Source organism: Shinella sp. S4-D37 (assembly GCF_040812195.1).
Lineage (GTDB): Bacteria > Pseudomonadota > Alphaproteobacteria > Rhizobiales > Rhizobiaceae > Shinella.
In genome coordinates, this window is sequence record NZ_JBFNXL010000005.1 from 333,316 (window position 1) to 355,621 (window position 22,306).

Consider the following 22,306-nt stretch of genomic DNA (forward strand, 5'->3'; position numbering starts at 1 on the left):
GCATGACACGACCCCTCATCAGCTATTACGGCGACGATTTCACCGGCTCGACCGACGTCATGGAGGCGCTCGCCTCGAACGGCGTGGAGACCGTGCTCTTCCTCGACGTGCCGGATGCCGACCTCCTGGCGCGGTTCGCCGGGGCGCGGGCCTTCGGTCTTGCCGGCACCAGCCGCAGCGAGACGCCGGACTGGATGGACGTGCATCTTCGCGCCGCCTTCGAATGGCTGAAGACGCTCGATGCCGCGCTTTGCCACTACAAGGTCTGCTCGACCTTCGATTCCGCCCCGCATGTCGGCAATATCGGCCGGGCCATCGAGATCGGCCGCGCCGTCTTCGGCAAGGCATGCGTGCCGCTCATCGTCGGCGCGCCGCAGATCCGGCGCTACACGGCCTTCGGCGAGCTCTTCGCGGCCTATCAGGGGCGCAACTATCGCATCGATCGCCACCCGGTCATGGCGCGCCACCCGGTGACGCCGATGCACGAGGCCAACCTGCTGCTGCACCTTTCGCGGCAGACGGCGCTTTCCTCCGCCCTTCTCGACACGGTCGTGCTGTCGGCCGGCCTGCCACCCGAGGAGGCCGATATCCTGCTCATCGACGTGCTCGACGCGGCGACGCAGGCCGCCGCCGGCGCATTGCTCTGGAACCGGCTGCGCGGGGAGAGCCGCTTTGTCTGCGGCTCCTCCGGCCTCGAATATGCCCTGATCCCGGCCTGGCGGGACGAAGGCCTGATCGGGGAAAGGCCCGCCTTCCCCGCGGCCGGGCCGGTGGACCGCATCGCGGTCGTCTCGGGCAGCGTCTCGCCTACCACCGAGCGGCAGATCCGCCATGCGCTGGAAAACGGCTTTGCCGGCGTCACGCTCGATCCTCTCGCCCTGTCGGGCGAGGAAAACGGGGCGGCGGTGGTGGCGGCGGTCGAGAGCGGCCTTGCGGCCCTGCAAGAGGGGCGCAGCGTCGTGCTCTACACCGCGCTCGGGCCTGCGGCGGACCGCGGCGGGGAGCTCGATACCGCGACGGGCGCCCGTCACCGCCTCGGCCGTGCACTCGGGCGCATCCAGTCGGAACTCGTCGCGTGCGCCGGACTTACCCGTGCGGTCGTGGCGGGGGGCGATACGTCCAGCCATGCGCTCGGCGAGATGGGCATCGCGGCGCTGACGCTGAAGATGCCGCTGCCGCAGACGCCGGGTTCGCCGCTGTGCATCGCCCATGGCGGGGCGGCGGACGGCCTGGAGATCGCCCTGAAGGGCGGACAGGTCGGCGGCGACGACTATTTCTCGATGATCCGCGCCGGCCGGGCCTGATTTGCGCTCGCCTCAGGTCGGGAATTGCCGGTAGCATTCCTCCGCGATCTGCTGGAGCCGCTCGCGGGAAATGTCGCCGGTCACCGCATAGCCGAGGTCGCCGTCGATCCAGTAGAAGGTCTCCACGCCATTGGCGGCGGCGAAGCGGAAGCTCGTCGTGCGGTTCTCGCCGTTGCGGGCGACGAGGACCGTGACGCGCCGGCCGGCCTCGTCCTCGTACATGAACAGGGCGCCCGGCTTGTCGGTGACGGGCAGCAGGCGCCCGCCCACCAGCCTGAAGCCGATCGCCGTAAGGTCGGGGACCTTCAGGTCGTCGATCGCGAGGCGCTTTCCCAGCCAGCGCGCCAGATGCGCCTCCTGGTCGGCGAAGACCTCGACGGGATGACGCACCTCGCCCGCATAGACGAGATAGGCGTTGCGCGCCTCGCGGGGCAGGGCATCCATCGCCGTCACCGCCGGGGTCTTTTCGAGGAGCATCGGGCCGAAATGGCCGGCAAGGCCGCCGAGCACGAAGAGAAGCATGGCCGCGGCCGCCAGGGCAAGGCGCGGCGCGGCGGGCTTTGCAACGGCCGGGCGGCCGGCGACGAGTGCGATATCGGAGGGGCGGGCGGCGGCATGGGCAGCGAAGGCGTCCCTCAGGCTGTCGTTCTGCGCCTGCCAGTCGGCCACCAGCCGCGCGGCTTCCGGGTCGCGGGCGAGATGGCTTTCCACGCGTGCGCGTCCGGCTTCGTCCAGTAAGCCGTCGGCATAGGCGTGCAGGTCCGTTTCGGTCACGGGGCGGCTCTCGCTCATCGGGGGCTCCGCAGGTGGATGACGTTTTCGGCCAGCAGCTTCTCGCGCAGCATCTGCCGGGCGCGCGACAGGCGCGACATGACGGTGCCGACCGGGACCTCCAGGATATCGGCGACCTCCTGATAGCTGCGGCCCTCGACGGCGACCAGCATCAGCACGGCCCGCGCCTCCTTCGGCAGGGTGTCGAGCGCCTGCACCAGCCGGTTCCGCGCCAGCGGATCGGAGGGAGGGGCGCTTTCGGCAACGCTTTTGGCCGCCTCGATGCCGACGGAGGGGCGGCGGGCGACGGCACGGCGGGCATTGAGGTGCAGGTTGGTCATGATCCGGTAGGCCCAGGCGCGAATGTTCGCGCCGCGCCATTGCGCCCGGTGGCTCAGGGCCTTCTCGACGCAGTCCTGCAACAGGTCCTCGCTCTCCGCATCTGATCGCGTCAGGCTGCGGGAATAGCGCCGGAGCTGCGGCAGCAGGGCAAGGATCTCGGCCTCGAAGGAAAGGGGCGGGGAGGGCGTGCCCTCCCGTCCGCTGCCCGCCCCGGCGTCGTGGGCGTCAGGGCTTGGCGACATCCCAGACGCCGTTCACGCCGTCGCCGGTCGTATCGCCTTCCTTCATGTCCTTGATCCAGTAGTAGAGCGGCATGCCGTCCTTGGCCCATTGCTTCGCCCCGTCCTTGCGGGTGACGAGGGAGTATGCACCCTCCGCTGTCGCATCGGAAGCGGCGATGGCCGGCGGCCAGTTCGTCGCGCATTTGTCGTAGCAGTTGGAGGTGCCGGGCTGGTCGTTCTTGAAGGTGTAGAGGGTCATGCCCTTCTCGCCGGCAAGCACCTCGCCCTTGTCGGTCTTGACGGTGGTGAACGGTTCGGCGGCGAAAGCCGTGCCGGCAAGGGTCGCGACGGCGAATGGCACGAGGACTAGGAACTTCATGGTCGTCTCCCATCGTTACGGCGACTTTCCTCAGCCGCCCCTGCCAAGACACCGGCACCGGCCGGATTATTCCCTCCCGTTCGGAAAAAGAACTGAAAAGAAGCAGGGTGGTTCGCTGGCCGCCTCGTCGCCGAGGCCGGTTGCGTCAGCCGATCTTCTCGACGATGGGCGGAATCTGCACGACGGTGGGATCCGTTGCGCCGGAATCGATGATGCCGAACACGGCCTCCAGCATTTTCGGCACGTCCTGCCGCACCATCTCGATATGATCGCCGAGCATGGCGACGAAGGGGTCCCAGTCGAAACAGCCGAGCTGGGGCACCCGGTCGGCATAGTGGCCGGAACGGCGGATCCAGCGCATGACGCCTTCCAGCGAAATGGTGGAGTTGACGAACATGCCGCGCGGCAGCGGGTTCTTGCGCTCGGCGAGCAGTTTCATGGCGTTCTCCGCCTTCTCGGGGGCGTAGCCGCAGGTCATCACCAGCGTCTCGTCCACCGGCACGCCCGCCTCGCCATGCGCATCGCGGAAGCCTCGCACGCGCTCCATCGTGTTGTGGTCGCTGCCGCGGCCGCCGACGAAGAGCAGGGGGCTCTTCTCACCGAACTCCCGCTCGCAATTGGCGAGCACACGGCGCGTCAGCTCCAGCGCGCCGCCGTAATTGTCCGAGATGATGGAGGGCGCGCGCGAGCCCGGAAGGTCGAGATTGATGGTGCGCACGCCGGCGGCGGCACAGAGGTCGACGATGCGGTCCGGGTCGGTGGCGCCCGTCGCGACCAGGCAGTCGACCTGGTAGGACAGCATGGCGCGCGCCGCCTCCACCTCCAGCGCCGGGTCGCGCTGCGTGCAGGTGATGATGGGAAAGAGCCCGCGCGCGCGCGCGAGCATCTCGAACTGCTCGACGATCGAGGCGAAATAGCGGTTGTCGTATTTCGGCACGATCATGCCGATGATCTTCGAGCGGTCGCGGCGCAGCACGCTCGCCTGCATGTTGAGCGCGTAGCCCTGCTCCTCGGCGAGTTTCGTGATCTTCTCGGCCAGCTTGACGCTGATGCGCCGCTTCTTCCAGTTGCCGTTGAGAATCGCGCTGACGGCGCTCGCCGAGGTGCCCGCCAGCTCTGCCAGATCGTAGATGGTCGTCCTTTTCGTCTGCGTCGTCCGCTTCACATGTCATCTCCGTTTCGTGAGCCACCTTGACACCAATGGCGTTTGGTGGCAATTCTTGCTTCATCGATTGAGCAAGCGTGCTCCATCGATGAATTTGCCTGAACAGCAAGACTGACCCAAGGGAGGTGTCAGATGGAGCATCGACGAACCGGACGTTGCGGCGCGGCCGCGGCGAACGATGATCTGCGCTTGTTTCGATGCGCGGAGCCGTCGATCCTGTCGCCCTTGGAGGCTTGAGGGAACCGGCGAAAACCAACCGTGGAGGAACCCAATGAAGACGCTTACCCATCTGCTCGCCTCGACCGGCCTCGTCCTGTCGCTCGCCAGTGCCGCCTTCGCCCAGGAAGGGGCGACCGTCGCCTTCCTGATGCCCGACCAGGCTTCGACCCGTTACGAGCAGCACGACTATCCCGGCTTCAAGGCCGAGATGGAGAAACTGTGCCCGAGCTGCACGGTGATCTACCAGAACGCCAATGCCGACGTCGCGCTCCAGCAGCAGCAGTTCAACTCCGTCATCGCGCAGGGCGCCAAGGTCGTCGTGCTCGATCCGGTCGATTCGGCCGCCGCCGCCGCGCTCGTCGAGATCGCCCAGTCGCAGGACGTCAAGGTCATCGCCTATGACCGTCCGATCCCCGCCAAGCCGGCCGACTACTACGTCTCCTTCGACAACCAGGGCATCGGCAAGGCCATCGCGCAGTCGCTGGTCGATCACCTGAAGGCCAAGGGCGTTCCGGACGGCGCGGGCGTGCTGCAGATCAACGGCTCGCCGACCGACGCTGCCGCCGGCCTCATCCGCGACGGTATCGATTCCGCCCTCGACGCCTCGCCCTACAAGACGCTCGCCGAGTTCGACACGCCGGACTGGGCGCCGCCGAAGGCACAGGAATGGGCGGCCGGCCAGATCACCCGCTTCGGCGACGAGATCAAGGGCATCGTCGCGGCGAACGACGGTACGGGCGGCGGCGCGATCGCGGCGCTGAAGGCGGCCGGCGTCAAGGAGATGCCGCCGGTGACCGGCAACGACGCGACCATCGCGGCGCTGCAGCTCATCATCTCGGGCGACCAGTACAACACGATCTCCAAGCCCTCGGAAATCGTCGCTGCCGCGGCGGCGAACGTTGCCGTCCAGCTCCTGAAGGGCGAGACGCCGGAAGCCACCCACAAGCTCTACGAGACGCCCTCGCAGCTCTTCGTCCCGGCGGTCGTGACGGCCGAGAACATCAAGGCCGAGATCTTCGACAAGGGCATCAACAAGCCGGAAGAGGTCTGCACCGGCGAATATGTTGAAGGTTGCCGCAAACTGGGCATCATCCAGTAAGCGACGCCAGTCGTGTCCGGCCGCAAGCGCGGCCGGACATTCCTATCCGCCGAAAGGTCAGTCCGAAGGTTCGGGGCCATGACAGCCATACTTCAAAATACTCCCGCCAAGGGAGAACCGGTGCTGCGTCTTCGCGGCGTGTCGAAGAATTTCGGGGCCGTCTCCGCATTGACGGATATCGAGCTTGAGGTGAAGGCCGGCGAGGTCGTCGCGCTGGTCGGCGACAACGGCGCCGGCAAGTCGACGTTGGTCAAGGTGCTCGCCGGCGTGCACCAGCCGTCCTCGGGCACGGTCGAGTTCTGCGGCCAGCAGGTGACGCTCGACAGCCCGGCCAGGGCGCTGGACCTCGGCATCGCCACCGTGTTCCAGGATCTTGCGCTCTGCGAAAACCTCGACGTCGTCGCCAATCTCTTCCTCGGCCACGAGATGTCGCCCTGGGCGCTCGACGAAGTGGCCATGGAGGTGCGGGCGTGGACGCTGCTGCGCGAGCTTGCCGCGCGCATTCCTTCGGTGCGCGAGCCGATCGCCTCGCTGTCCGGCGGCCAGCGCCAGACGGTCGCCATCGCCCGCTCGCTGCTGCTCAACCCGAAACTCATCATGCTGGACGAGCCGACCGCCGCCCTCGGCGTCGCGCAGACGGCGGAGGTGCTGAACCTCATCGAGCGCGTGCGCGACCGCGGCTTGGGCGTCATCATCATCAGCCACAACATGGAGGACGTGCGCGCCGTCGCCGACCGCATCGTCGTGCTCCGCCTCGGGCGCAACAACGGCGTCTTCACGCCCGACTCGTCCAACCAGGAACTCGTTTCCGCCATTACCGGCGCGACGGACAATTCCGTCTCGCGCCGCGCCGAGCGCAAGTCTCACGTCCAGGAAAACCACGGGGGCGCCGCATGAGCCAGAATCCTTCCCAGCCGATGCTGGACCGCAGCGACGAGCGCGTGCGCCACGACGACAGCCTTTCCGCCATGGCCCGCGGCTTCATCGACCGGGTGCGCTCCGGCGACCTCGGCATGCTGCCGGTCGCCGTCGGCCTCGTCGTCATCTCCGTCGTCTTTTCCGCGCTGAACCCGATCTTCCTCGCGCCGAACAACCTCGTGAACCTCCTGTTCGACTGCGCCACGGTCGGCGTCATCTCGCTCGGCATCGTCTGCGTGCTGGTGCTCGGCGAGATCGACCTTTCCGTCGGTTCGATGAGCGGCCTCGCCTCCGCCATGGTCGGCGTGCTCTGGGTCAACCAGGGCTGGCCGATCGTCGGCGCCATTCTTGCCGCCCTCGTGGTGGGCGCGGGCGTGGGCCTCCTCTATGCGATGCTCTACAATCGCCTGGGCATGCCGAGCTTCGTCGCCACGCTTGCCGGTCTTCTCGCGCTGCTCGGCCTGCAACTCTACATCCTCGGCCCGACCGGCTCGATCAACCTGCCCTACGCCTCCTCGCTGGTGCGCTTCGGCCAGATCCTCATCATGCCCGACTGGCTGTCCTATGCGCTGGCGCTCATGCCGGGCCTCGTGATGATCGGCCGGGGGCTTCGCACCCGCACCCAGCGCATTGCCGCCAATCTCTCGGCCCAGCCGATGCGGGCGCTGATCCTGAAGGCCGTGGTGCTGACGGCCGCGCTGGAAGTCGCCGTCTTCTACCTCAATCTCGGCCGCGGCCTTCCCTGGATGTTCGCCCTCTTCGTCGCGCTCGCCGTCGTCCTCAACTATGCGCTGACGCGCACGAAATGGGGCCGCTCCATGTTCGCCGTCGGCGGCAACAAGGAGGCGGCGCGCCGCTCGGGCATCAATGTGCGCCGCATCTACATGAGCGCCTTCATGCTCTGCTCGACGCTGGCGGCGCTCGGCGGCATCCTCTCGGCCTCGCGCCTCGCCTCGTCGAGCCAGCAGGCCGGCACGGGCGACGTCAACCTCAACGCCATCGCTGCGGCGGTCATCGGCGGCACGAGCCTCTTCGGCGGGCGGGGCAGCGCCTATTCGGCCCTCCTCGGCATCATCGTCATCCAGGCGATCTCGAACGGCCTGACGCTGCTCAACCTGTCGTCGTCGCTGCGCTACATGATCACCGGGGCGGTCCTTGCCATCGCCGTCATCGTCGATTCGCTCGCCCGACGCTCGCGCGTCAGCCACGGCCGCGCCTAAAGAATACTGGAATGGAGTTTTAGACCATGGCCGACCTCATGAAGGGCAAGATCGCTGCCATCACCGGTGCCGCCTCCGGCATCGGCCTCGAATGCGCCAGGACCCTCCTTGCCGAAGGGGCGAAGGTGGTGCTCGTCGACCGGGCGAAGGACAGGCTGGAACAGCTTTGCGACGAGCTTGGCCCCACCGCCCTGCCGCTCGTCGTCGACCTCCTCAACCCGCAGGACGTCTCCGGCATGCTGCCGCGCATCCTCGAGATCGCCGGCGGGCTGGACGTCTTCCACGCCAATGCCGGCGCCTATATCGGCGGGCCGGTGGCGGAAGGCGATCCCGATGCCTGGGACCGCATGCTGAACCTCAACATCAACGCCGCCTTCCGCTCGGTCCATGCGGTTCTGCCCTACATGATCGGGAAGAAGACGGGCGACATCCTCTTCACCTCGTCGATCGCCGGCGTGGTGCCCGTCGTCTGGGAGCCGATCTACACGGCCTCGAAATTCGCCGTGCAGGCCTTCGTGCATTCGACGCGCCGGCAGGTGGCGCAGCATGGTGTGCGCGTCGGCGCGGTGCTGCCCGGCCCGGTCGTCACCGCGCTGCTCGACGACTGGCCGAAGGAGAAGATGGACGAGGCCCTTGCGAACGGCAGCCTGATGCAGCCCAAGGAAGTGGCCGACGCCGTGCTCTTCATGTTGACCCGGCCGCGCAACGTCACGATCCGCGACCTGGTGATCCTGCCGAACAGCGTCGATCTCTGAAGAAAGCCCGCGGGCGGCATGAGGCCGCCTGCCCGAAGAACGTTCCGATTGCAGGCGGTAGACCCATGAGCACTCCTTCCTCCGCACGCCCCGCGGGCGGCGAACGCTACCTCGTCGGCGTCGATGTCGGCACGGGAAGCGCCCGAGCCGGCCTCTTCGACATGACCGGCCGCATGCTGGCCTCGGGCAAGCGCGACATCGCGCTGTTCCGCGGCCCGGGCGCGATGGTCGAGCAGTCGAGCACGCAAATCTGGGCCGCCGTCTGCGCCTCGGTGCGCGAAGCCGTCGCCGATGCGCGCGTCGCGCCCGAGCAGGTCGCAAGCCTCGGCTTCGACGCGACCTGCTCCCTCGTCGTGCTCGGGGAAGGGGGCAAGCCGCTGCCCGTCGGTCCTTCGGAGGATCCCGAGCGCGACATCATCGTGTGGATGGATCACCGTTCGGTCGACCAGGTCGAGCGCATCAACGCCATGGGCCACGACGTGCTGCGCTATGTCGGCGGCATCATCTCGCCGGAGATGGAGACGCCCAAACTGCTCTGGCTCAAGGAGAACCGCCCGCAGGTTTTCGACGCCGCCTGGCAGTTCTTCGATCTTGCGGACTTCCTGACCTGGCGGGCGACGGACGACCTTGCCCGCTCCACCTGCACCGTCACCTGCAAATGGACCTATCTCGCGCATGAGAAGCGCTGGGATCCGGGCTATTTCCGCGCCATCGGCCTCGGCGTGCTCGCGGACGAGGATTTCGCCCGCATCGGCCGGCGTGTCGTCGAGCCGGGCACGCCGCTCGGCGGCGGCCTGACGGCGCGCGCGGCGGCGGAACTCGGCCTTGTCGCTGGAACGCCGGTCGGCGCCGGCATGATCGATGCCCATGCGGGCGGTATCGGCACGGTGGGGGTCGACGGCCCGCCGGAGAGCAATCTCGGCTATGTCTTCGGCACATCTTCCTGCACCATGACCTCGACCCGCGAACCGGTCTTCGTGCCGGGCGTCTGGGGGCCGTATTATTCCGCCATGGTGCCTGGCATGTGGCTGAACGAAGGGGGACAGTCGGCGGCTGGCGCGGCCATCGAGCAGCTTCTGTCCTTCCATCCGGCGGCCGGCGAGGCCGCGGCGCTGGCGAAGGCGAAGGGCCTTTCCCTGCCCGTGTTCCTGGCGGGGCTCGCCGTGGAGAAGGCGCCGACGCTTTCGGCCGTCGCGCGGCTGGCGGAGGGCCTGCATGTCGTGCCGGAATTCCTCGGCAACCGCGCGCCCTTCGCCGATCCACATGCGCGTGCGGCGATCGTCGGCCTCGGCATGGAGCGCGATCTTGCCGATCTCGTGTCGCTCTATGTCGCCGGGCTCTGCGGCATCGGCTACGGTCTGCGCCAGATCATCGATGCGCAGGCGGCCGCCGGTGCGCCGATCGACAGGATCGTCATCAGCGGCGGTGCGGGCCAGCTCGACCTGGTCCGCCAGCTCCTTTGCGATGCGACCGGCAAGACCCTCATCGCGACGCGGGCGGAGGAGCCGGTGCTGCTCGGCGCCGCCATCCTCGGCAGCGTTGCCGCCGGCGCCTTCCCGGATATGCGTGCGGCGATGGCGGCCCTTTCGGCGACCGACCGCGCCTACCAGCCGGCCGGCGCCGATATCGCCGCCCTGCATGCCCGGCGCTACGATGCCTTCACGCGGCTGCAAACCTTGGCCCGGGAGATACGGTAGCTCCGCCTCTCCCGAACCGCGGCGCCAGCGCGCCTATGCGCTGGTGAAGAGCGCGACGGGCTCGCCCGCAAGGGCCTCGGTCAGCGGCATGTCGCCGGCGAGCACCAGGCGGCGGTCGTCGAGCACCGACCGCACCGTGCGTCCGTGGAAGCGATCGGGAATCGTGATGGAAACGCCGCGCATGGCGTCCTCCGTCAGCTGCAGGGCGCCGGGCTGCGTCTTGCCGAAGGTGTGACGCGGCGCCACGGTGATGGCGAAGGCTTGCGGTGCGCCGCGCAGGAAGGCGAGGGCCTGTGCGCCGCCGTCCGAAACGCCGAGCGGAAGATAGGGGCCGGCAAAGGGCCCGTCCAGGTCCTTCGCCCGCGTGGCAAGGACGGTCGCCACCATCCATTGCTTGTAGGAGGCGAAACCGGCGCGTGTCGCGGGCGGCTTTTCCGGCCGGACGCGGGAGGGCGGCATGACCCCACGGCGACCCGCCCGCCTGAGGAAGAAGTCCCCGTGTTCGCTGCCCTGCCGGATGTTCGGAACGCCCGGCATAGTCAGCTTGATCAGCGTTTGCGCAAGGGCGTTCATCAGGCCGGCATCGATGAAGGGCGGCAGCGTCTCGTCGAGGTCGCGCAGGAAGGCGTCGTTGCCGAACAGGGCCTCGATGACGCCGGCAAGGGCCGGCGTCGGGCCGGTGTCCGGAGCGTCGCAGCAGGCGCCGGTCCAGCCTTCGCGCCCGATGAGCACCTTGAGGTCGGCAGCAAGGGACCGGATCGCCGCGCTGTCCTGAAGGCCTGCGATCGGCCAGATGGCGGCGATGGCGTTGTAAAGCAGCGGCTCTATACCGGGCTGCGGTGCGATCCGGCCGGGCATGTCGCCGATCATTCCGGCGCTGAGGGCGGACCAGCGCCCCGTCGCGCTGTGCCAGAGGTCCGGCGCTTCGGCGAGGGCATGGAGCCGGGCCCTGGTATCGCCGCCGCAGGCCGCGCCGAACGGGGCTATCGCCGACAGGCCGTGCGGCATGGCTTCCGCCCGCGCCCGCATCGACGCGTGAAACGTCGCGGGGCCGTCCGGCAGGCTGGGCTCCGCGTCGTGGGGCAGAAGAGCGTCGTCCGGCACCCTGGCCGCGACGCAGCCGCTCAATTGCTGGAAACGGACGCGGAATTCTGCGCAGCCGGCAAGGGTGCGCGCGACCCTGTCGTCGGCCAGCAGTTCCCAGACGAAATCGATCGCCTCGCGGACCTCCGGCCGGTTGCCCTCCTGCGCGTGCTGCCGGGCCGTCGCGATGAGCGCCCGATCGTGCTCGCTGATATGGACGGCCGTCGCATAGGTCCGTGCGACGGGCAGGGCGACGATCATGGCGCGGATCGCCTCGGTGAGCGAACTGCGGGAGAGGTCGGCGTCGGACCGGTCGGCGATGGCCTTGGCCAAAAGGGTCAGTTGTGCGGTCTCGCTTTCGAGCTCCGTCATGAGGATGTGCCGCTTGCAGGCTTCCCGCATCGTTTCCGCCCGCGGGCCGCCGCCGGCCAGCATGCCGGCAAGGGCATCGACGATCTCGCCGCCCGTCGTGCCATGGACCGGCCAATCCGCCGCCAGCCGCTCGCCGCCCGAAAGCCGCTTGTCGACGATCAGATAGGCGGGGCCGACGGCAGCGCGCAGCCGTTCCAGATAGGCGTGCGGATCGGCGAACCCGTCGATGTTGAGGATGGCCAGCCCGTCCACCGTGCCCTCGCGCACAAGGTCCACGATCAGCCGGTGGCTGTCGTCGAACACCCTGGCATCGTCGAGGCGCAGCCCGACGAGGTCGGCGGAGCCGGCAAGGCGCCGGTAGCCGGCCGGCGGGCGCCCCGCCTTTCGTTCCACCAGCCGCCATGGCTGCGCCTCGTGGATGGCCGCGATCCGTCGCGGGTCACGCGAGATCTCGGCCAACATCCTTGCGACGATCTCCTGCTCGTCCATGCGGGCGAGCGGGCCGCCAGAGCCGGGCGCGCCCTCGAAAGCCGTGGCGGGGGCAGTGATCACCAGGAGGTCCTCATGCGTTTCGAGGGCCTGCCGGCACGTCTCGGGATGCAGGGGATAGAAAGCGCCGCGATGGCACAGCGCCAGGACGTCCCGTTCCGGGTCCAGCGCGAGGCGGATCCCGCCTTCGGCGGCTTCCGCCGCGAAATCCCTGTCGAGAACGGGCAAGGCCAGCTTCTCCGACCAGTCGATATCGAAATGCCCGGAAAACGGACTTTCCGCGCCCCAGGTGAGGACACTGTGCCACCAGGGATTTTCGAGGCTCGCGGCGACATGGTTCGGCACGATATCGAGGATGAGGCCGAGACCGTTCGCCTTGAGATCGCCGGCAAGCCGGCGCAAGCCGTCGAGGCCGCCGAGGACGGGATCGACGACGGTCGGATCGATGACATCGCGGCCATGCGAGGAGCCCTTCACGGCCGCCATCACCGGGGAGGCGTGGAGATGGCTGATGCCGAGGTGCTGGAGATAGGGCACCAGTTTTCGTGCTCTCCCGAAGTCCATGCCATTGCGGAACGAAAGACGATAGATTGAGGAAGGGCGGGTCATGGGGTCCTGGGCGTGTGCGTTTTCTCGGCCAGAAAACGCAAATCCTCCCTACTTGTTCCAACGCGATTTTCGACGGCGTTTCGAGGCGGCGGAAGCGCCGCGGATGCTACCCCAGCGGGTGCCCTTCGCGCGCAAAATGCCGCTTGAGGATGTCGCGCACCTCGCTTGCAAGTTCGCCGACGATGCCGCTCTGCTCCCACGAATAGAGCGAGGCGACGACCGGCGGCTCTGGCGGGAAGTCGGCAAAGCGCTTCACCCGCCACGCCTTCGCCGCATCGACGGGCAGCATGGAGAGGCCGAGGCCGGCCTCGATCGCCATGAGCACGTTGCGCAGGCTGGCGGAAGTGAAGGCGACGTACCAGCGCCGCCGTTCGCGCTCCAGCCGTTCGAACATGGCGTCGCGATAGAGGCCGCCGGGCGGAAAGGTGACGAGTGGCACGGGGTCGGGCAGCTCCGCCGGCGCATCGAGCGCGGTGAACCAGGCGATCGGCTCCTCGAAGCTCGCCCAGCTGTCGGCGCTCGGCGTGTCCTCCTTGAGCACGACGATATCGAGTTCGCCGGAGCGGTAGCGCCGCGTCAGGTCGGCGCGCAGGCCCGTGGTGACGTCGAGGCGCGCCTCCTTGTGGCGCCTTGCGAAGGCGGCAAAGGCATGGGCCATTTCGGGTGTCGCGATATCGTCGGGCATGCCGATGCGCACCGAGGTGGTGCCGGAGGTCTCCGCGACCAGCGTCAGTGCCTCGTTCTGCAGCGCGAGGATCCGCCGGGCATGGCCGAGCAGGCGCTCGCCGGTCACCGTCAGGCGCACGGGCCGCGCGGCACGGTCGACCAGCTCCCGGCCGATCGCCTCCTCGAGGCGGGCGATCTGCTGGCTCATCGTGGACTGGGTCATGTGCAGCCGGTCGGCCGCGGCGGTGAAGCTGCCGGCATCGGCGATCGCCACGAAGGCCCGGAGCAGGCGCGGATCGAGCACGGGGCCTCCATCGGAAATCGGAATGACAGTTATCTAAACATCTAATTTACGCATGATTCAAGCCGGTGATAGCGATAGGTCAGGATCGGCGCTGCGCCTTGGCCCGATCATGTCTTTTCAGCACGAAAGTCGAACCATGACGGATACGCGTTCCGGCCGCAATTGGGCAATGCTTGCACTGGTGGTGCTGATCGGCCTCAATCTCCGGCCCTCAGGCACAGGGCTGGACGAGCGCCGCCGCTGGCTCTGGCTGACGATCCTCCTCCAGGCCGTCGGCTTCTTCGGCCTTGCGACCCTTCCTGGCCGGCCGCCGGCCGTTTGGGCCGGGCTGTGCGGCGCAGGCCTCGGCGGCAGCTTCGCGCTTGCGATCGTCACGGCGCTCGACCACCTGCCGCGGCCCGAGCAGGCCGGGGCGCTGGCCGCGCTGATGCAGGGCGGCGGTTTCCTCATCGCCGCGCTCGGCTCCTATGCGATGGCGCTGCTGCACGACTGGACCGGCGGCTTTGCGGCGGGCTGGGCGCTGCATCTCGGCTGCGTGCTCGCGACGGCGCTGCTCTATCTGCGCTTCGACCCGCAGCTTTATCCGGCGGCGATGGCCCCTGCCCGATGAACGCAAGAAACCCGTGCCCGATGGGCGCGGGTTTCGGTCGATAAATCCCCGGCTTAGCGGCGGGCGCCAAAGGGGCGCAGGTTCATGTGGCGGTTCACGTCCTTGTAGAGCAGGTAGCGGAACGGACCGGGGCCGCCGGCGTAGCAGGCCTGCGGGCAGAAGGCGCGCAGCCACATGAAGTCGCCGGCCTCCACCTCCACCCAATCCTGGTTCAGGCGGTAGACGGCCTTGCCCTGCAGCACATAGAGGCCATGCTCCATGACATGGGTCTCCGCGAAGGGAATGACGGCGCCGGGCATCAGCGTGACGATCGTCACGTGCATGTCGTGGCGCAGATCGTTCGGATCGACGAAGCGCGTCGTCGCCCAGCCGCCGTTCGTGCCGGGCATCGCGTTCGGGGTGATGTCCTTCTCGTTGAGGATCAGCGGCTCGGGATGGGCAAGGCCGTCGACGGCCTCGTAGGCCTTGCGGATCCAGTGGAAGCGGGCATGGGCGCCCGAGCGGTTGCGCAGCGACCATTTCAGGGCCGGGGGCAGGAAAGCATAGCCGCCCGGCTGCAGCCTGTGCGTGCCGGTCGGCAGCGTCAGTTCCACCTCGCCGTCGACGACGAAGAGCACGCCTTCCGCCTCCGGATCCTGTTCCGGCCGGTCGCTGCCGCCGCCCGGTGCCACTTCCATGACATATTGCGAGAAGGTCTCGGCAAAACCGGAAAGCGGGCGGGCGATGACCCAGCAGCGCGTGTCGTCCCAGAAGGGCAGGAAGCTGGTGACGATGTCCTGCATCACCCCCTTGGGGATCACCGCATAGGCCTCGGTGAAGACGGCGCGGCCGGTCAGGAGGTCGCTCTGCGGCGGATGGCCGCCGAGGGAGGAATAGTAGCTTCGTTGCATCGTCTCGGGCCCTTCGGTTTGGTGTTTGCGATGTTCATCTGCGGGACGTTCGGCGCCCGCCTATCTTTTCGCGCCGGCCTTTTCCAAAAGCGCGGCGATTGCGCCGTAACCGCGGTCGCGGGCATGCCGGAGCGGGCTGACGCCGTCATTGTCGGCAAGCTCGACATGGGTGCCGCCGGCGATCAGCAGCGCGACGATCTCGACATGGCGCGGCCCGCCGTCGCCGAGGATGATCGCCTCCAGCAGCGCCGTCCAGCCGAGGCGGTTGACGTGGTCGACATCGGCCCCGGCCTCGATCAGCGTGGCGACGGTCTCGACATGGCCGCGCTCGGCCGCGGGAATGAGGGCGGTGCCGCCGTAGCGGTTGACGCTCCCGAGGTCGGCGCCGTGGGCCAGCGTCAGTTTCAGGATATCGAGATGGCCGCGTGCGCCGGCATAGAGATAGGGGCTGTCGCTGATCGCATCCTTGGCATTGACGTCGGCGCCGGCCTCGATCAGCGCGCGGGCGGCGTTCACCCGGTTGTCGTGCGTTGCCACGAGCAGCGGCGTCGCGCCGCTCCCGTCCCGCGTATCGATGTCGGCGCCGCTGGCGAGCAATGTCTTGATGGCGGCGGCGTCATCGGCGGCGGCGGCCTTGTGCAGTTGGATATCCATGGCGTTTTCGGCGGCGAGAAGGGAAGGGCAGAGAGCCGCGAGGAAGAGCCAGGCCGACAGCAGGGCGAGTTTCAGCATGCGCGTTCCCGTTGGTTCGTGCCGGCACGTTAACAGGGGGCGATGGCATTAGAAAATTAAATGTGTAAATCCAGATCATGCAGAAGATGGAACATGATCGGTGCCGGCCGGACATGGAAAACCCGGAGCGGATCGCTCCGCCCCGGGTTCCGCCCCGTCCCGAAGAAGGAGGATTACAGGCCTGCCGCCACGATGGCGGCGTCCATGCGCTCGCGTGCCTTCTTCGGCAGCTTGGCGGTCTTGACCGCATCGAGATTGGCCGGCGCATCGCCGACGACCACGACGCCCACCATGCCCATGCCGACATGCGGCGTGCACTTGACGCCATAGGCGCCGGCCGTGTCGAAGGTGACCTTGAAGTTCTCGTTGATCTTGCTCTTGAAGGCTTCCGCGCCCTCGGGGATCATGCCCTTGATCGTCTCGACATTGTGCCCCTTGTCGGTCGGGATGAAAGTGATGCTATCGCCGGGGGCGACCTTCACGAAGGCGGGCTCGAACACCATGGCGCCCTCGGCGCCCTTGTTCAGCATATGCACTTCGAAATCTGCCGCTGCTGCCGGAAGCGCAAGCGCCAGAATGACTGCTGCCGCGCCGACGATGCTCTTTGCCATGGTACGCACTGGAATTCTCCTTGCTGACGAACGTCTCTCGTTCATGACCAAGGAAGTAGACCCGCCGGAGACGTCGTTCTTTGACTTTAATCAAACAACGAGGTGATGGTGCGTGGCGTCCTGTCGCAGGTTCCGCGGGCTCCCCGGGTCGGAGAGCCCGTCTGTCCTTCGCTTTCAGGCGACGGTGAAGCGCACCTCGTCCAGCCCGTCGATATGCGCCAGCATCGTGTCGCCCCGTTCCACCGCGCCGACGCCGGCCGGCGTGCCCGCGAAGATCAGGTCTCCGGGCTTCAGCGTGAAGAGGCGCGAGAGATAGGCGATCATTTCCGGCACCTTCCAGATCATCTGGTTGAGGTTGCCGTCCTGACGGATCGCGCCGTTGACCGCAAGCCGGATCGTACCCTCCTCGGGATGGCCGATATCGGCGACGGGGTGGATCGGGCCGCAGGGGGCGGAATGTTCGAAGGCCTTCGCGACCTCCCAGGGCCGGCCCTGTTTCTTCGCCTCCGCCTGCAGGTCGCGGCGCGTCATGTCGAGACCGACGGCATAGCCGTAGACGCAGGAGAGCGCCCGCTCGACGGGAATGTCCGTGCCGCCGTCGTGGAGCGCGACGACCAGCTCGACCTCGTGGTGCACGTCGCGGCTGGCGGCGGGGTAGGGGAAGGGGCTGCCCGGCAGCACCAGCGTGTCGGGATTCTTCTGAAAGAAGAACGGCGGCTCCTTGTCGGGGTCGTGGCCCATCTCGATGGCGTGGTCGGCAAAGTTGCGCCCGACGCAATAGATGCGGTGGACCGGAAAGACAGCGGTGCTGCCCCGGACCGGCAGGCCGGGAACGGGGGCGGGCGGGAACACATGGTGGGTGTCCGACAGGGATGTTTCAGGCGTCATCGGCTGTTGCACTTTCGCTGGGTTGGCTTCACAGGCGAGGCTAGCATGCCAGACAGCCGCAATCGATCTTCGATCTCGCCTCATACCGCTTCCCGCGCATTGCGCAGGCCGGAAAAATCGCAAATAGAGGCAGGATGACGAACGATGTCCCCGCCGGCGCGACCCCGCCCGTCGAAGCGAAGGATGCTCCGCCACGCGAGCGGCGCCGGTCGCTGGCCATCGGCCTCCTGAAGGCGCGCGAGGCGGTGATGAGCCATTTCCGGCCGATCCTTGCCGATCACGACGTGACCGAGCAGCAATGGCGGGTGATCCGCGTCCTGTTCGAAGCCGGCACGCTCGATGCGACGGAAGTGGCGGAGAAGGCCTTCATCCTGGCGCCGAGCCTGACGCGCATGCTGCGGTCGCTGGAGGAGCGCGGCCTGATCACCCGGCACAAGGACAAGGAGGACGGCCGTCGCGTGCTGCTGCGGCTCGCGCCGGCCGGTCAGGCGGTCATCGACGAGGTCATGCCCGATTCCCGCCGTGTCTATGCGGATATCGACGCCCGCTTCGGCGCAGGCCGTGTCGAAGAACTGCTCGACATGCTGGAGGAACTCGCCACCCTCAAGCTCGACGGCAAGGAATAGGGCTTTTCCGGATCAGTAGACTTGGCGCCGGCCGGGGCCTTGGCGGGCTCTGCGGCCTTGAAATCGGCGAGGAGCTTCGTCGTGGCATTGGCCAGCAGCGTCACATCGTTGCCGATGGCGACGAAGGTGGCGCCGAGCAATTGCTTGACGATCCAGGTCTCGCCGACCGGCGGGCGGATGACGGCGTGTCTTGCCGTGCCCTTCATGGCCTGGAGCTGCGAGACGAGCAGCGGCACGTCGTTCGGCGCGTGCTCGGCATCGAGCAGCAGCCAGTCATTGCCCGCCTCGGCGCAGATCTCAACCGTGTAGGGATTGGCGAGCGCTTGCCAGAGGCCGATCTGCGCGCGGCCTTCGCGGAGCGCCTGCTTGAAGCGGTTTTCGGAGCGGGCATGGGCGTTTCCTATGCGAAGAACAGGCTGACGGTGCCGTAGGGGCCGAAATCGCCGACGATCGTATCACCGGGCCGGGCCTCCACCGGCCGAATGAACGAACCGGCGAGCACGATCTGGCCGGCCTCGATGCCCTCGCCGTACTGCGCCAGCCGATTGGCGAGCCAGGCGACGCCGCGCTCCGGCTGGTTGAGCACGCCGGCGCCAAGGCCGGTTTCCTCGACCTCGGCATTGCGGCTGACGATGGCGCCCATCCAGCGCATGTCGATCCGGTCGGGGCGCACGGCGCGGCCGCCCGTGACGATGCCGGCATTGGCGGCATTGTCGGAGATCGTGTCGAAGATGGTGCGCGCCGTCTTCGTCTCTGGATCGACGCGCAGGATGCGCGTGTCGAGGATTTCCAGCGCTGGGGTGACGTAGTCCGTGGCGTTCAGCACGTCGAAGACGGTGACGCCCGGCCCCTTCAGCGGCGCCTTCATCACGAAGGCGATTTCGGCCTCGACGCGCGGCTGGATGAAGCGGCCGGCCGGAACGGTGGCGCCGTCCTCGAAGACCATTTCGTCGAACAGCACGCCGGAATCCGGGATGTCGATGTTCAGCGCATATTGCATGGCCTTGGATGTGAGGCCGATCTTCCAGCCGATCACCCGCCGGCCGTCGGCGATCTTCTTCTTCACCCAGGCGCCCTGGATCGCATAGGCGTCGTCCATGGTGATCGCGGGGTGCTTCAGCGAGAGAAGGCCGGTCTGGATGCGGGTGCGTTCGGCCTCGTCGAGGCTTGCGGCGGCGGTGTGGATCTCCTCTGGCGTCATCATGGTCAGACCTCGTCGGCGATGGTGTTGCGGAGCGTGCCGATGCCTTCGGCCTCGACCACGTCGCCCGGCTTCAGCCAGACCGGCGATCGAAACGCGCGCCGGCGCCGGGCACGAGCGTCGTGAAGGTGGAGATATAGGCGATGATCCTGCGAAAGGGAAAGATCATGCGGCCGGTGCAGTCGCTCTGGCGTACTTCGCCGTTGACGCGGGTTTCGAGCTTGATGTCGGCGAGCTGGCTTTCGTTTGCATAGGGTACGAGCCAGGGCCGATCGAGCCGGTCCGGTCGAAGTTCTTGCCCCGGGTGACGTTGAACTTGGCATGGCGCACCCAGTCGCGGATCGTGCCCTCGTTGCACAGCGAAAGCGCCGCGATGTGGCTCAGCGCGTCGGCTTCGGCAATCCGCCGCCCGCCCTTGCCGATGACGATGACGATCTCGCCCTCATAGTCGAGTTGCGGACTTTCCGGCGGCCGGTCGTGGCCGGTGAAAGAGCGCGGGAAGCGGACGAACAGCGAGGGATTGGCGGGGGCAGCCTGGCCGTCCTTGTATTCCTCGTTTCGATCGGGAAAGTTCACGCCGACGCAGATGATCTTCTCCGGCGTGGGGATCGGGATCTCGTAGGTGATCTCCGAAAGCGCATGGTCCGGCTTCAGCCCGGCGAGAAAGTCCATCTTCACCGCAAGGCGCGTGCAGCCCTGGAAGCAATAGCCGTGCATGAAGCCCGAGGCCGGGTGGAAGGACAGGATCTTTGCCGCATCGCGCAGCACCAGCACGTCCTCCCAGGGCACGAAGACATTGTCGAGCACCAGGATCGCATCGTTCTCGTCGAAGCGCGAGGAGAGCGGGTAGTCGAAGGGATGGGCAGCAAGTGCCGCCGTCTGTTCGTAGGAGGTGCGGCAGAACATCTTCATGCCGGGCGCATTCATCGGCAGGATGAACATGACCGACAGCGACGGGTCCTCGGTGACGGTCGCCGAACTCTGGGCGAGGAAGTTGTAGTGCGTCAGCGCCGAGGAGGTGGCGACGACCTTGGCGCCCGAGACATAGATCCCGGCATCCGTCTCCTTCGTGATGTGAACGAAGACGTCTTTCACCGGATCGGCCGGCTTGTGGCGGTCGATCGGCGGGTTGACGATGGCATGGTTCATAAAGAGCACGCTTTCCTGCGCGCGCTTGTGCCAGGAGAGCGCATTGGGCCGTACCAGTCGGCATTCGTGCCGAGCGTGTTCATCAGCGCCGCCTTGTAATCGGCCGTGCGGCCCATCCAGCCATAGGACATGCGCGCCCAGTCGGCGATGGCGTCCTGCTGGGCAACGAGATCGGCTGAGGAATGGGCGACGCGGAAATATTTGTGCGTATAGCCGCCGGAACCGGTGTCGGTCGGCGCCGTCAGGCGCTCTTTCCGCTTCGGGTCGTGCAGCGCATCGTACATGCGGGCGACGGAGCGGGCCGAATTGCGCATGCCCGGATGGCTGGTGACGTCGGCGATGCGTTCGCCGTTGATATAGACCTCGCGCCCGTCGCGCAGGCTTGCGAGATATTCGGCGCCGGTGAACGGCCAGGTCTTGTCGCTGCGATGGTTTTCCGCGCGCATGGTGATCTTCCTCCTTGAAAATCCTGACAAACGCTAAGTCTGGAGCGTCCGGAGCGCCATGGACAAACACGGCAATTCGCTGGTGCTTTTTCCGGCATGACCCCGCGCAAGGATGTTCCCGCCTTCTTCGTCTATGGCGAACCGAGCCGCACGCTCGATGTCGGCTTGATGGAGGAGTCGCGGCGGAGCGGGGGAGAGCGAGCGGGTGCTTGCCGGGCTGATCGGCCCGTGCTCTCGCTGATGGCGCGGCTTGGCGGCGCCGGCGGCTTTGCGGCGGTCGCGCCTGTGGTCGCGCTGGGGCTGGAGTTGCGCCGCGCCATCGACCGGCATACCGGGAAGACTGGCCGGTCGGGCGCTATGTCGAGCGGCTGGCGACGACGACGCACCTGCTCGACAAGGCGGCGCGCACGGTCTTCGGCCAGACGGTGAAGGACATGGTACTGGAGCGACGCCTGCTGGAGGCCAAGCGCCTGCTGCGCTTCACCATCCGCCCGGTGGAGGACATTGGCCGGGAGATCGGCTTCGAGGATCCCGCCTATTTCTCGCGTTTCTTCCGCAAGCGGTCCGGCCTCTCCCCGGCGGACTGGCGTGCGCAGAATGCCGAGGCCTCCGGTGCCGGCTGAGACGTCGTGCCAGGTGTCGATCTGTCGCCTGCAAGCCTCTTTCCCTCGCGATGCCCAGCGGCTATCGTCATATACAAACAAATACAGCGATGGAGCGTTGCATGGTCCGGTTGAATGAAATCCGCAAGAACGAGGTGGCCATCACCCCACCCGATGCCGCGGATGCGCAGCTCGTCTTCATCGGCCGGATTTCGACGCCCTGGACATCGCGCATGGAAACGCCGCGTCAGGGGCGCCCCGACGGGCCGGTCTGCACCATCGAAGTCTTCGAGCCCTGGGGACAGGCGCTGAAGGGGGTGGAGCGTTTCGAGCGGCTGGAGGTGCTCTACTGGCTGCACCAGTCGCGGCGCGACCTCGTGTTGCAAAGCCCCGCCTCGAACGGCGAGGTGCACGGCACCTTCTCGCTGCGCTCGCCCGTGCGCCCCAACCCGATCGGCACATCGCTCGTCGTCCTGGAGAAGATCGAGGGCAACCGGCTCTTCGTGCGCGGGCTCGACTGCCTCGACGGCACGCCGCTGATCGACCTGAAGCCGGACCGCAGCCTGTTCAAGCCGATCGCGCCGCCCCAGAAGGGCGATTTCGCGACCGAGCCGGTGCATATGTGCAAGAAGATCGACGACTAGTCGTCGATACCCACCATCACGTCCGATGCCTTGATCAGCGCATAGGCCTCGTGGCCGGCGGCGAGGCCGAGTTCGTTCACGGCATCGTTGGTGATGGCGGCGGTGATGATCGAGCCGCCGATATCGATGCGGACATGGGCCGTCGTCGCACCGAGGACGACTTCGACGACCTTGCCCTTGAGGCGGTTGCGTGCGCTGAGCTTCATGCGGTTCCTCCTGTGGTTGGAAGGGAAGGTAGGAGGGTGGAGTGGGATTGGAAGCCTTGCGGCTCTTCAATTCGTATTTGAATGAACA

The 22,306-nt window shown here is 67.3% G+C and carries 21 protein-coding genes and 4 pseudogenes; 10 read left to right on the plus strand and 15 right to left on the minus strand.

Annotation, left to right across the window (positions count from 1 at the left end):
• Positions 1 to 2 precede the first annotated feature (2 nt).
• Positions 3 to 1,304 carry a four-carbon acid sugar kinase family protein gene (locus AB3G45_RS09085; RefSeq protein WP_367830236.1) on the plus strand — a complete coding sequence of 434 codons (1,302 nt, stop codon included), beginning with the start codon at positions 3 to 5 and terminating at the stop codon, positions 1,302 to 1,304.
• Positions 1,305 to 1,316: 12 nt separating this feature from the next.
• Here AB3G45_RS09085 and AB3G45_RS09090 read toward each other — a convergent pair whose 3' ends face one another.
• From AB3G45_RS09090 to AB3G45_RS09105, 4 genes are all read right to left on the minus strand, one after another.
• Positions 1,317 to 2,096, minus strand: a complete 780-nt coding sequence (locus tag AB3G45_RS09090; RefSeq protein ID WP_367830237.1) for an anti-sigma factor — start codon at positions 2,094 to 2,096, stop codon at positions 1,317 to 1,319.
• Positions 2,093 to 2,659: an RNA polymerase sigma factor gene (locus tag AB3G45_RS09095; RefSeq protein ID WP_367830238.1), complete on the minus strand. Its 567-nt coding sequence runs from the start codon at positions 2,657 to 2,659 to the stop codon at positions 2,093 to 2,095. Before AB3G45_RS09095 ends, AB3G45_RS09090 begins: the two co-directional genes overlap by 4 nt.
• Positions 2,643 to 3,017, minus strand: coding sequence for a hypothetical protein (locus AB3G45_RS09100; RefSeq protein WP_367830239.1), 375 nt, complete (start codon positions 3,015 to 3,017; stop codon positions 2,643 to 2,645). The genes AB3G45_RS09095 and AB3G45_RS09100 overlap by 17 nt, the downstream gene beginning before the upstream one ends.
• Before the next feature lie 145 nt (positions 3,018 to 3,162).
• Positions 3,163 to 4,182 carry a LacI family DNA-binding transcriptional regulator gene (locus tag AB3G45_RS09105; protein ID WP_367830240.1) on the minus strand — a complete coding sequence of 340 codons (1,020 nt, stop codon included), beginning with the start codon at positions 4,180 to 4,182 and terminating at the stop codon, positions 3,163 to 3,165.
• A gap of 271 nt (positions 4,183 to 4,453) precedes the next feature.
• Between AB3G45_RS09105 and AB3G45_RS09110 the strand changes: the two genes are divergently transcribed.
• The 5 genes from AB3G45_RS09110 (at position 4,454) to AB3G45_RS09130 (ending at position 10,090) form a co-directional block, all read left to right on the plus strand.
• Positions 4,454 to 5,500: a sugar ABC transporter substrate-binding protein gene (locus AB3G45_RS09110; RefSeq protein ID WP_367830241.1), complete on the plus strand. Its 1,047-nt coding sequence runs from the start codon at positions 4,454 to 4,456 to the stop codon at positions 5,498 to 5,500.
• Positions 5,501 to 5,578: 78 nt separating this feature from the next.
• Positions 5,579 to 6,397: an ATP-binding cassette domain-containing protein gene (locus AB3G45_RS09115; RefSeq protein WP_367830242.1), complete on the plus strand. Its 819-nt coding sequence runs from the start codon at positions 5,579 to 5,581 to the stop codon at positions 6,395 to 6,397.
• Positions 6,394 to 7,638: a sugar ABC transporter permease gene (locus AB3G45_RS09120; protein WP_367830243.1), complete on the plus strand. Its 1,245-nt coding sequence runs from the start codon at positions 6,394 to 6,396 to the stop codon at positions 7,636 to 7,638. The genes AB3G45_RS09115 and AB3G45_RS09120 overlap by 4 nt, the downstream gene beginning before the upstream one ends.
• A 26-nt stretch (positions 7,639 to 7,664) precedes the next feature.
• Positions 7,665 to 8,393, plus strand: coding sequence for an SDR family oxidoreductase (locus tag AB3G45_RS09125; protein ID WP_367830244.1), 729 nt, complete (start codon positions 7,665 to 7,667; stop codon positions 8,391 to 8,393).
• A gap of 65 nt (positions 8,394 to 8,458) precedes the next feature.
• Positions 8,459 to 10,090 (plus strand): FGGY-family carbohydrate kinase, encoded by a 1,632-nt coding sequence (locus AB3G45_RS09130; RefSeq protein ID WP_367830245.1) that lies wholly within the window; start codon positions 8,459 to 8,461, stop codon positions 10,088 to 10,090.
• Positions 10,091 to 10,123: 33 nt separating this feature from the next.
• Here the strand turns inward: AB3G45_RS09130 and treY are convergent, their stop codons facing one another.
• Positions 10,124 to 12,643 (minus strand): malto-oligosyltrehalose synthase, encoded by a 2,520-nt coding sequence (gene treY / locus AB3G45_RS09135; protein WP_367830246.1) that lies wholly within the window; start codon positions 12,641 to 12,643, stop codon positions 10,124 to 10,126.
• A 106-nt stretch (positions 12,644 to 12,749) separates the two neighbouring features.
• Positions 12,750 to 13,613 carry a LysR family transcriptional regulator gene (locus tag AB3G45_RS09140; protein WP_367830247.1) on the minus strand — a complete coding sequence of 288 codons (864 nt, stop codon included), beginning with the start codon at positions 13,611 to 13,613 and terminating at the stop codon, positions 12,750 to 12,752.
• A 136-nt stretch (positions 13,614 to 13,749) separates the two neighbouring features.
• Between AB3G45_RS09140 and AB3G45_RS09145 the strand changes: the two genes are divergently transcribed.
• Complete coding sequence (locus tag AB3G45_RS09145) at positions 13,750 to 14,223, plus strand: hypothetical protein (protein ID WP_367830248.1); 474 nt, start codon at positions 13,750 to 13,752, stop codon at positions 14,221 to 14,223.
• Positions 14,224 to 14,276: 53 nt separating this feature from the next.
• On the opposite strand, the gene AB3G45_RS09150 is transcribed toward AB3G45_RS09145, so the two are convergent.
• From AB3G45_RS09150 to AB3G45_RS09165, 4 genes are all read right to left on the minus strand, one after another.
• On the minus strand, positions 14,277 to 15,113 hold the full coding sequence (locus AB3G45_RS09150; RefSeq protein ID WP_367830249.1) for a bifunctional allantoicase/(S)-ureidoglycine aminohydrolase: 837 nt from the start codon (positions 15,111 to 15,113) through the stop codon (positions 14,277 to 14,279).
• A gap of 60 nt (positions 15,114 to 15,173) precedes the next feature.
• Positions 15,174 to 15,767: an ankyrin repeat domain-containing protein gene (locus AB3G45_RS09155; RefSeq protein ID WP_367833545.1), complete on the minus strand. Its 594-nt coding sequence runs from the start codon at positions 15,765 to 15,767 to the stop codon at positions 15,174 to 15,176.
• A 251-nt stretch (positions 15,768 to 16,018) separates the two neighbouring features.
• Positions 16,019 to 16,465 (minus strand): pseudoazurin, encoded by a 447-nt coding sequence (locus tag AB3G45_RS09160; protein ID WP_367830250.1) that lies wholly within the window; start codon positions 16,463 to 16,465, stop codon positions 16,019 to 16,021.
• A 165-nt stretch (positions 16,466 to 16,630) separates the two neighbouring features.
• Positions 16,631 to 17,344 carry a fumarylacetoacetate hydrolase family protein gene (locus AB3G45_RS09165; protein ID WP_367830251.1) on the minus strand — a complete coding sequence of 238 codons (714 nt, stop codon included), beginning with the start codon at positions 17,342 to 17,344 and terminating at the stop codon, positions 16,631 to 16,633.
• Between the two features lie 134 nt (positions 17,345 to 17,478).
• Here AB3G45_RS09165 and hpaR point away from each other — a divergent pair, with 134 nt between their 5' ends.
• The gene (gene hpaR, locus AB3G45_RS09170; protein WP_367830252.1) at positions 17,479 to 17,970 is read left to right on the plus strand and encodes a homoprotocatechuate degradation operon regulator HpaR; all 492 of its coding nucleotides are present in this window, start codon (positions 17,479 to 17,481) and stop codon (positions 17,968 to 17,970) included.
• A 134-nt stretch (positions 17,971 to 18,104) separates the two neighbouring features.
• On the opposite strand, the pseudogene AB3G45_RS09175 reads toward hpaR, so the two are convergent.
• The 4 genes and pseudogenes from AB3G45_RS09175 to AB3G45_RS09190 all read right to left on the minus strand — a co-directional run.
• Positions 18,105 to 18,374: pseudogene (locus AB3G45_RS09175) on the minus strand (aldolase/citrate lyase family protein); the annotation flags it as partial.
• Positions 18,371 to 19,174 carry a 2-oxo-hept-4-ene-1,7-dioate hydratase gene (gene hpaH / locus AB3G45_RS09180; protein ID WP_367830253.1) on the minus strand — a complete coding sequence of 268 codons (804 nt, stop codon included), beginning with the start codon at positions 19,172 to 19,174 and terminating at the stop codon, positions 18,371 to 18,373. The pseudogene AB3G45_RS09175 and the gene hpaH, both read right to left, overlap by 4 nt.
• A 2-nt stretch (positions 19,175 to 19,176) precedes the next feature.
• Positions 19,177 to 19,807 (minus strand): annotated as a pseudogene (locus AB3G45_RS09185) (fumarylacetoacetate hydrolase family protein); the annotation flags it as partial.
• 15 nt (positions 19,808 to 19,822) lie between these two features.
• A pseudogene (locus AB3G45_RS09190) lies at positions 19,823 to 20,766 on the minus strand (4-hydroxyphenylacetate 3-hydroxylase N-terminal domain-containing protein); the annotation flags it as partial.
• Between the two features lie 169 nt (positions 20,767 to 20,935).
• Here AB3G45_RS09190 and AB3G45_RS09195 point away from each other — a divergent pair.
• Positions 20,936 to 21,389: pseudogene (locus tag AB3G45_RS09195) on the plus strand (helix-turn-helix domain-containing protein); the annotation flags it as partial.
• Positions 21,390 to 21,490: 101 nt separating this feature from the next.
• Positions 21,491 to 22,012, plus strand: a complete 522-nt coding sequence (tsaA, locus tag AB3G45_RS09200; protein ID WP_367830254.1) for a tRNA (N6-threonylcarbamoyladenosine(37)-N6)-methyltransferase TrmO — start codon at positions 21,491 to 21,493, stop codon at positions 22,010 to 22,012.
• Here the strand turns inward: tsaA and AB3G45_RS09205 are convergent.
• Complete coding sequence (locus AB3G45_RS09205) at positions 22,009 to 22,218, minus strand: molybdopterin-binding protein (protein WP_367830255.1); 210 nt, start codon at positions 22,216 to 22,218, stop codon at positions 22,009 to 22,011. The genes tsaA and AB3G45_RS09205 overlap by 4 nt on opposite strands.
• Between the last annotated feature and the right edge of the window lie 88 nt (positions 22,219 to 22,306).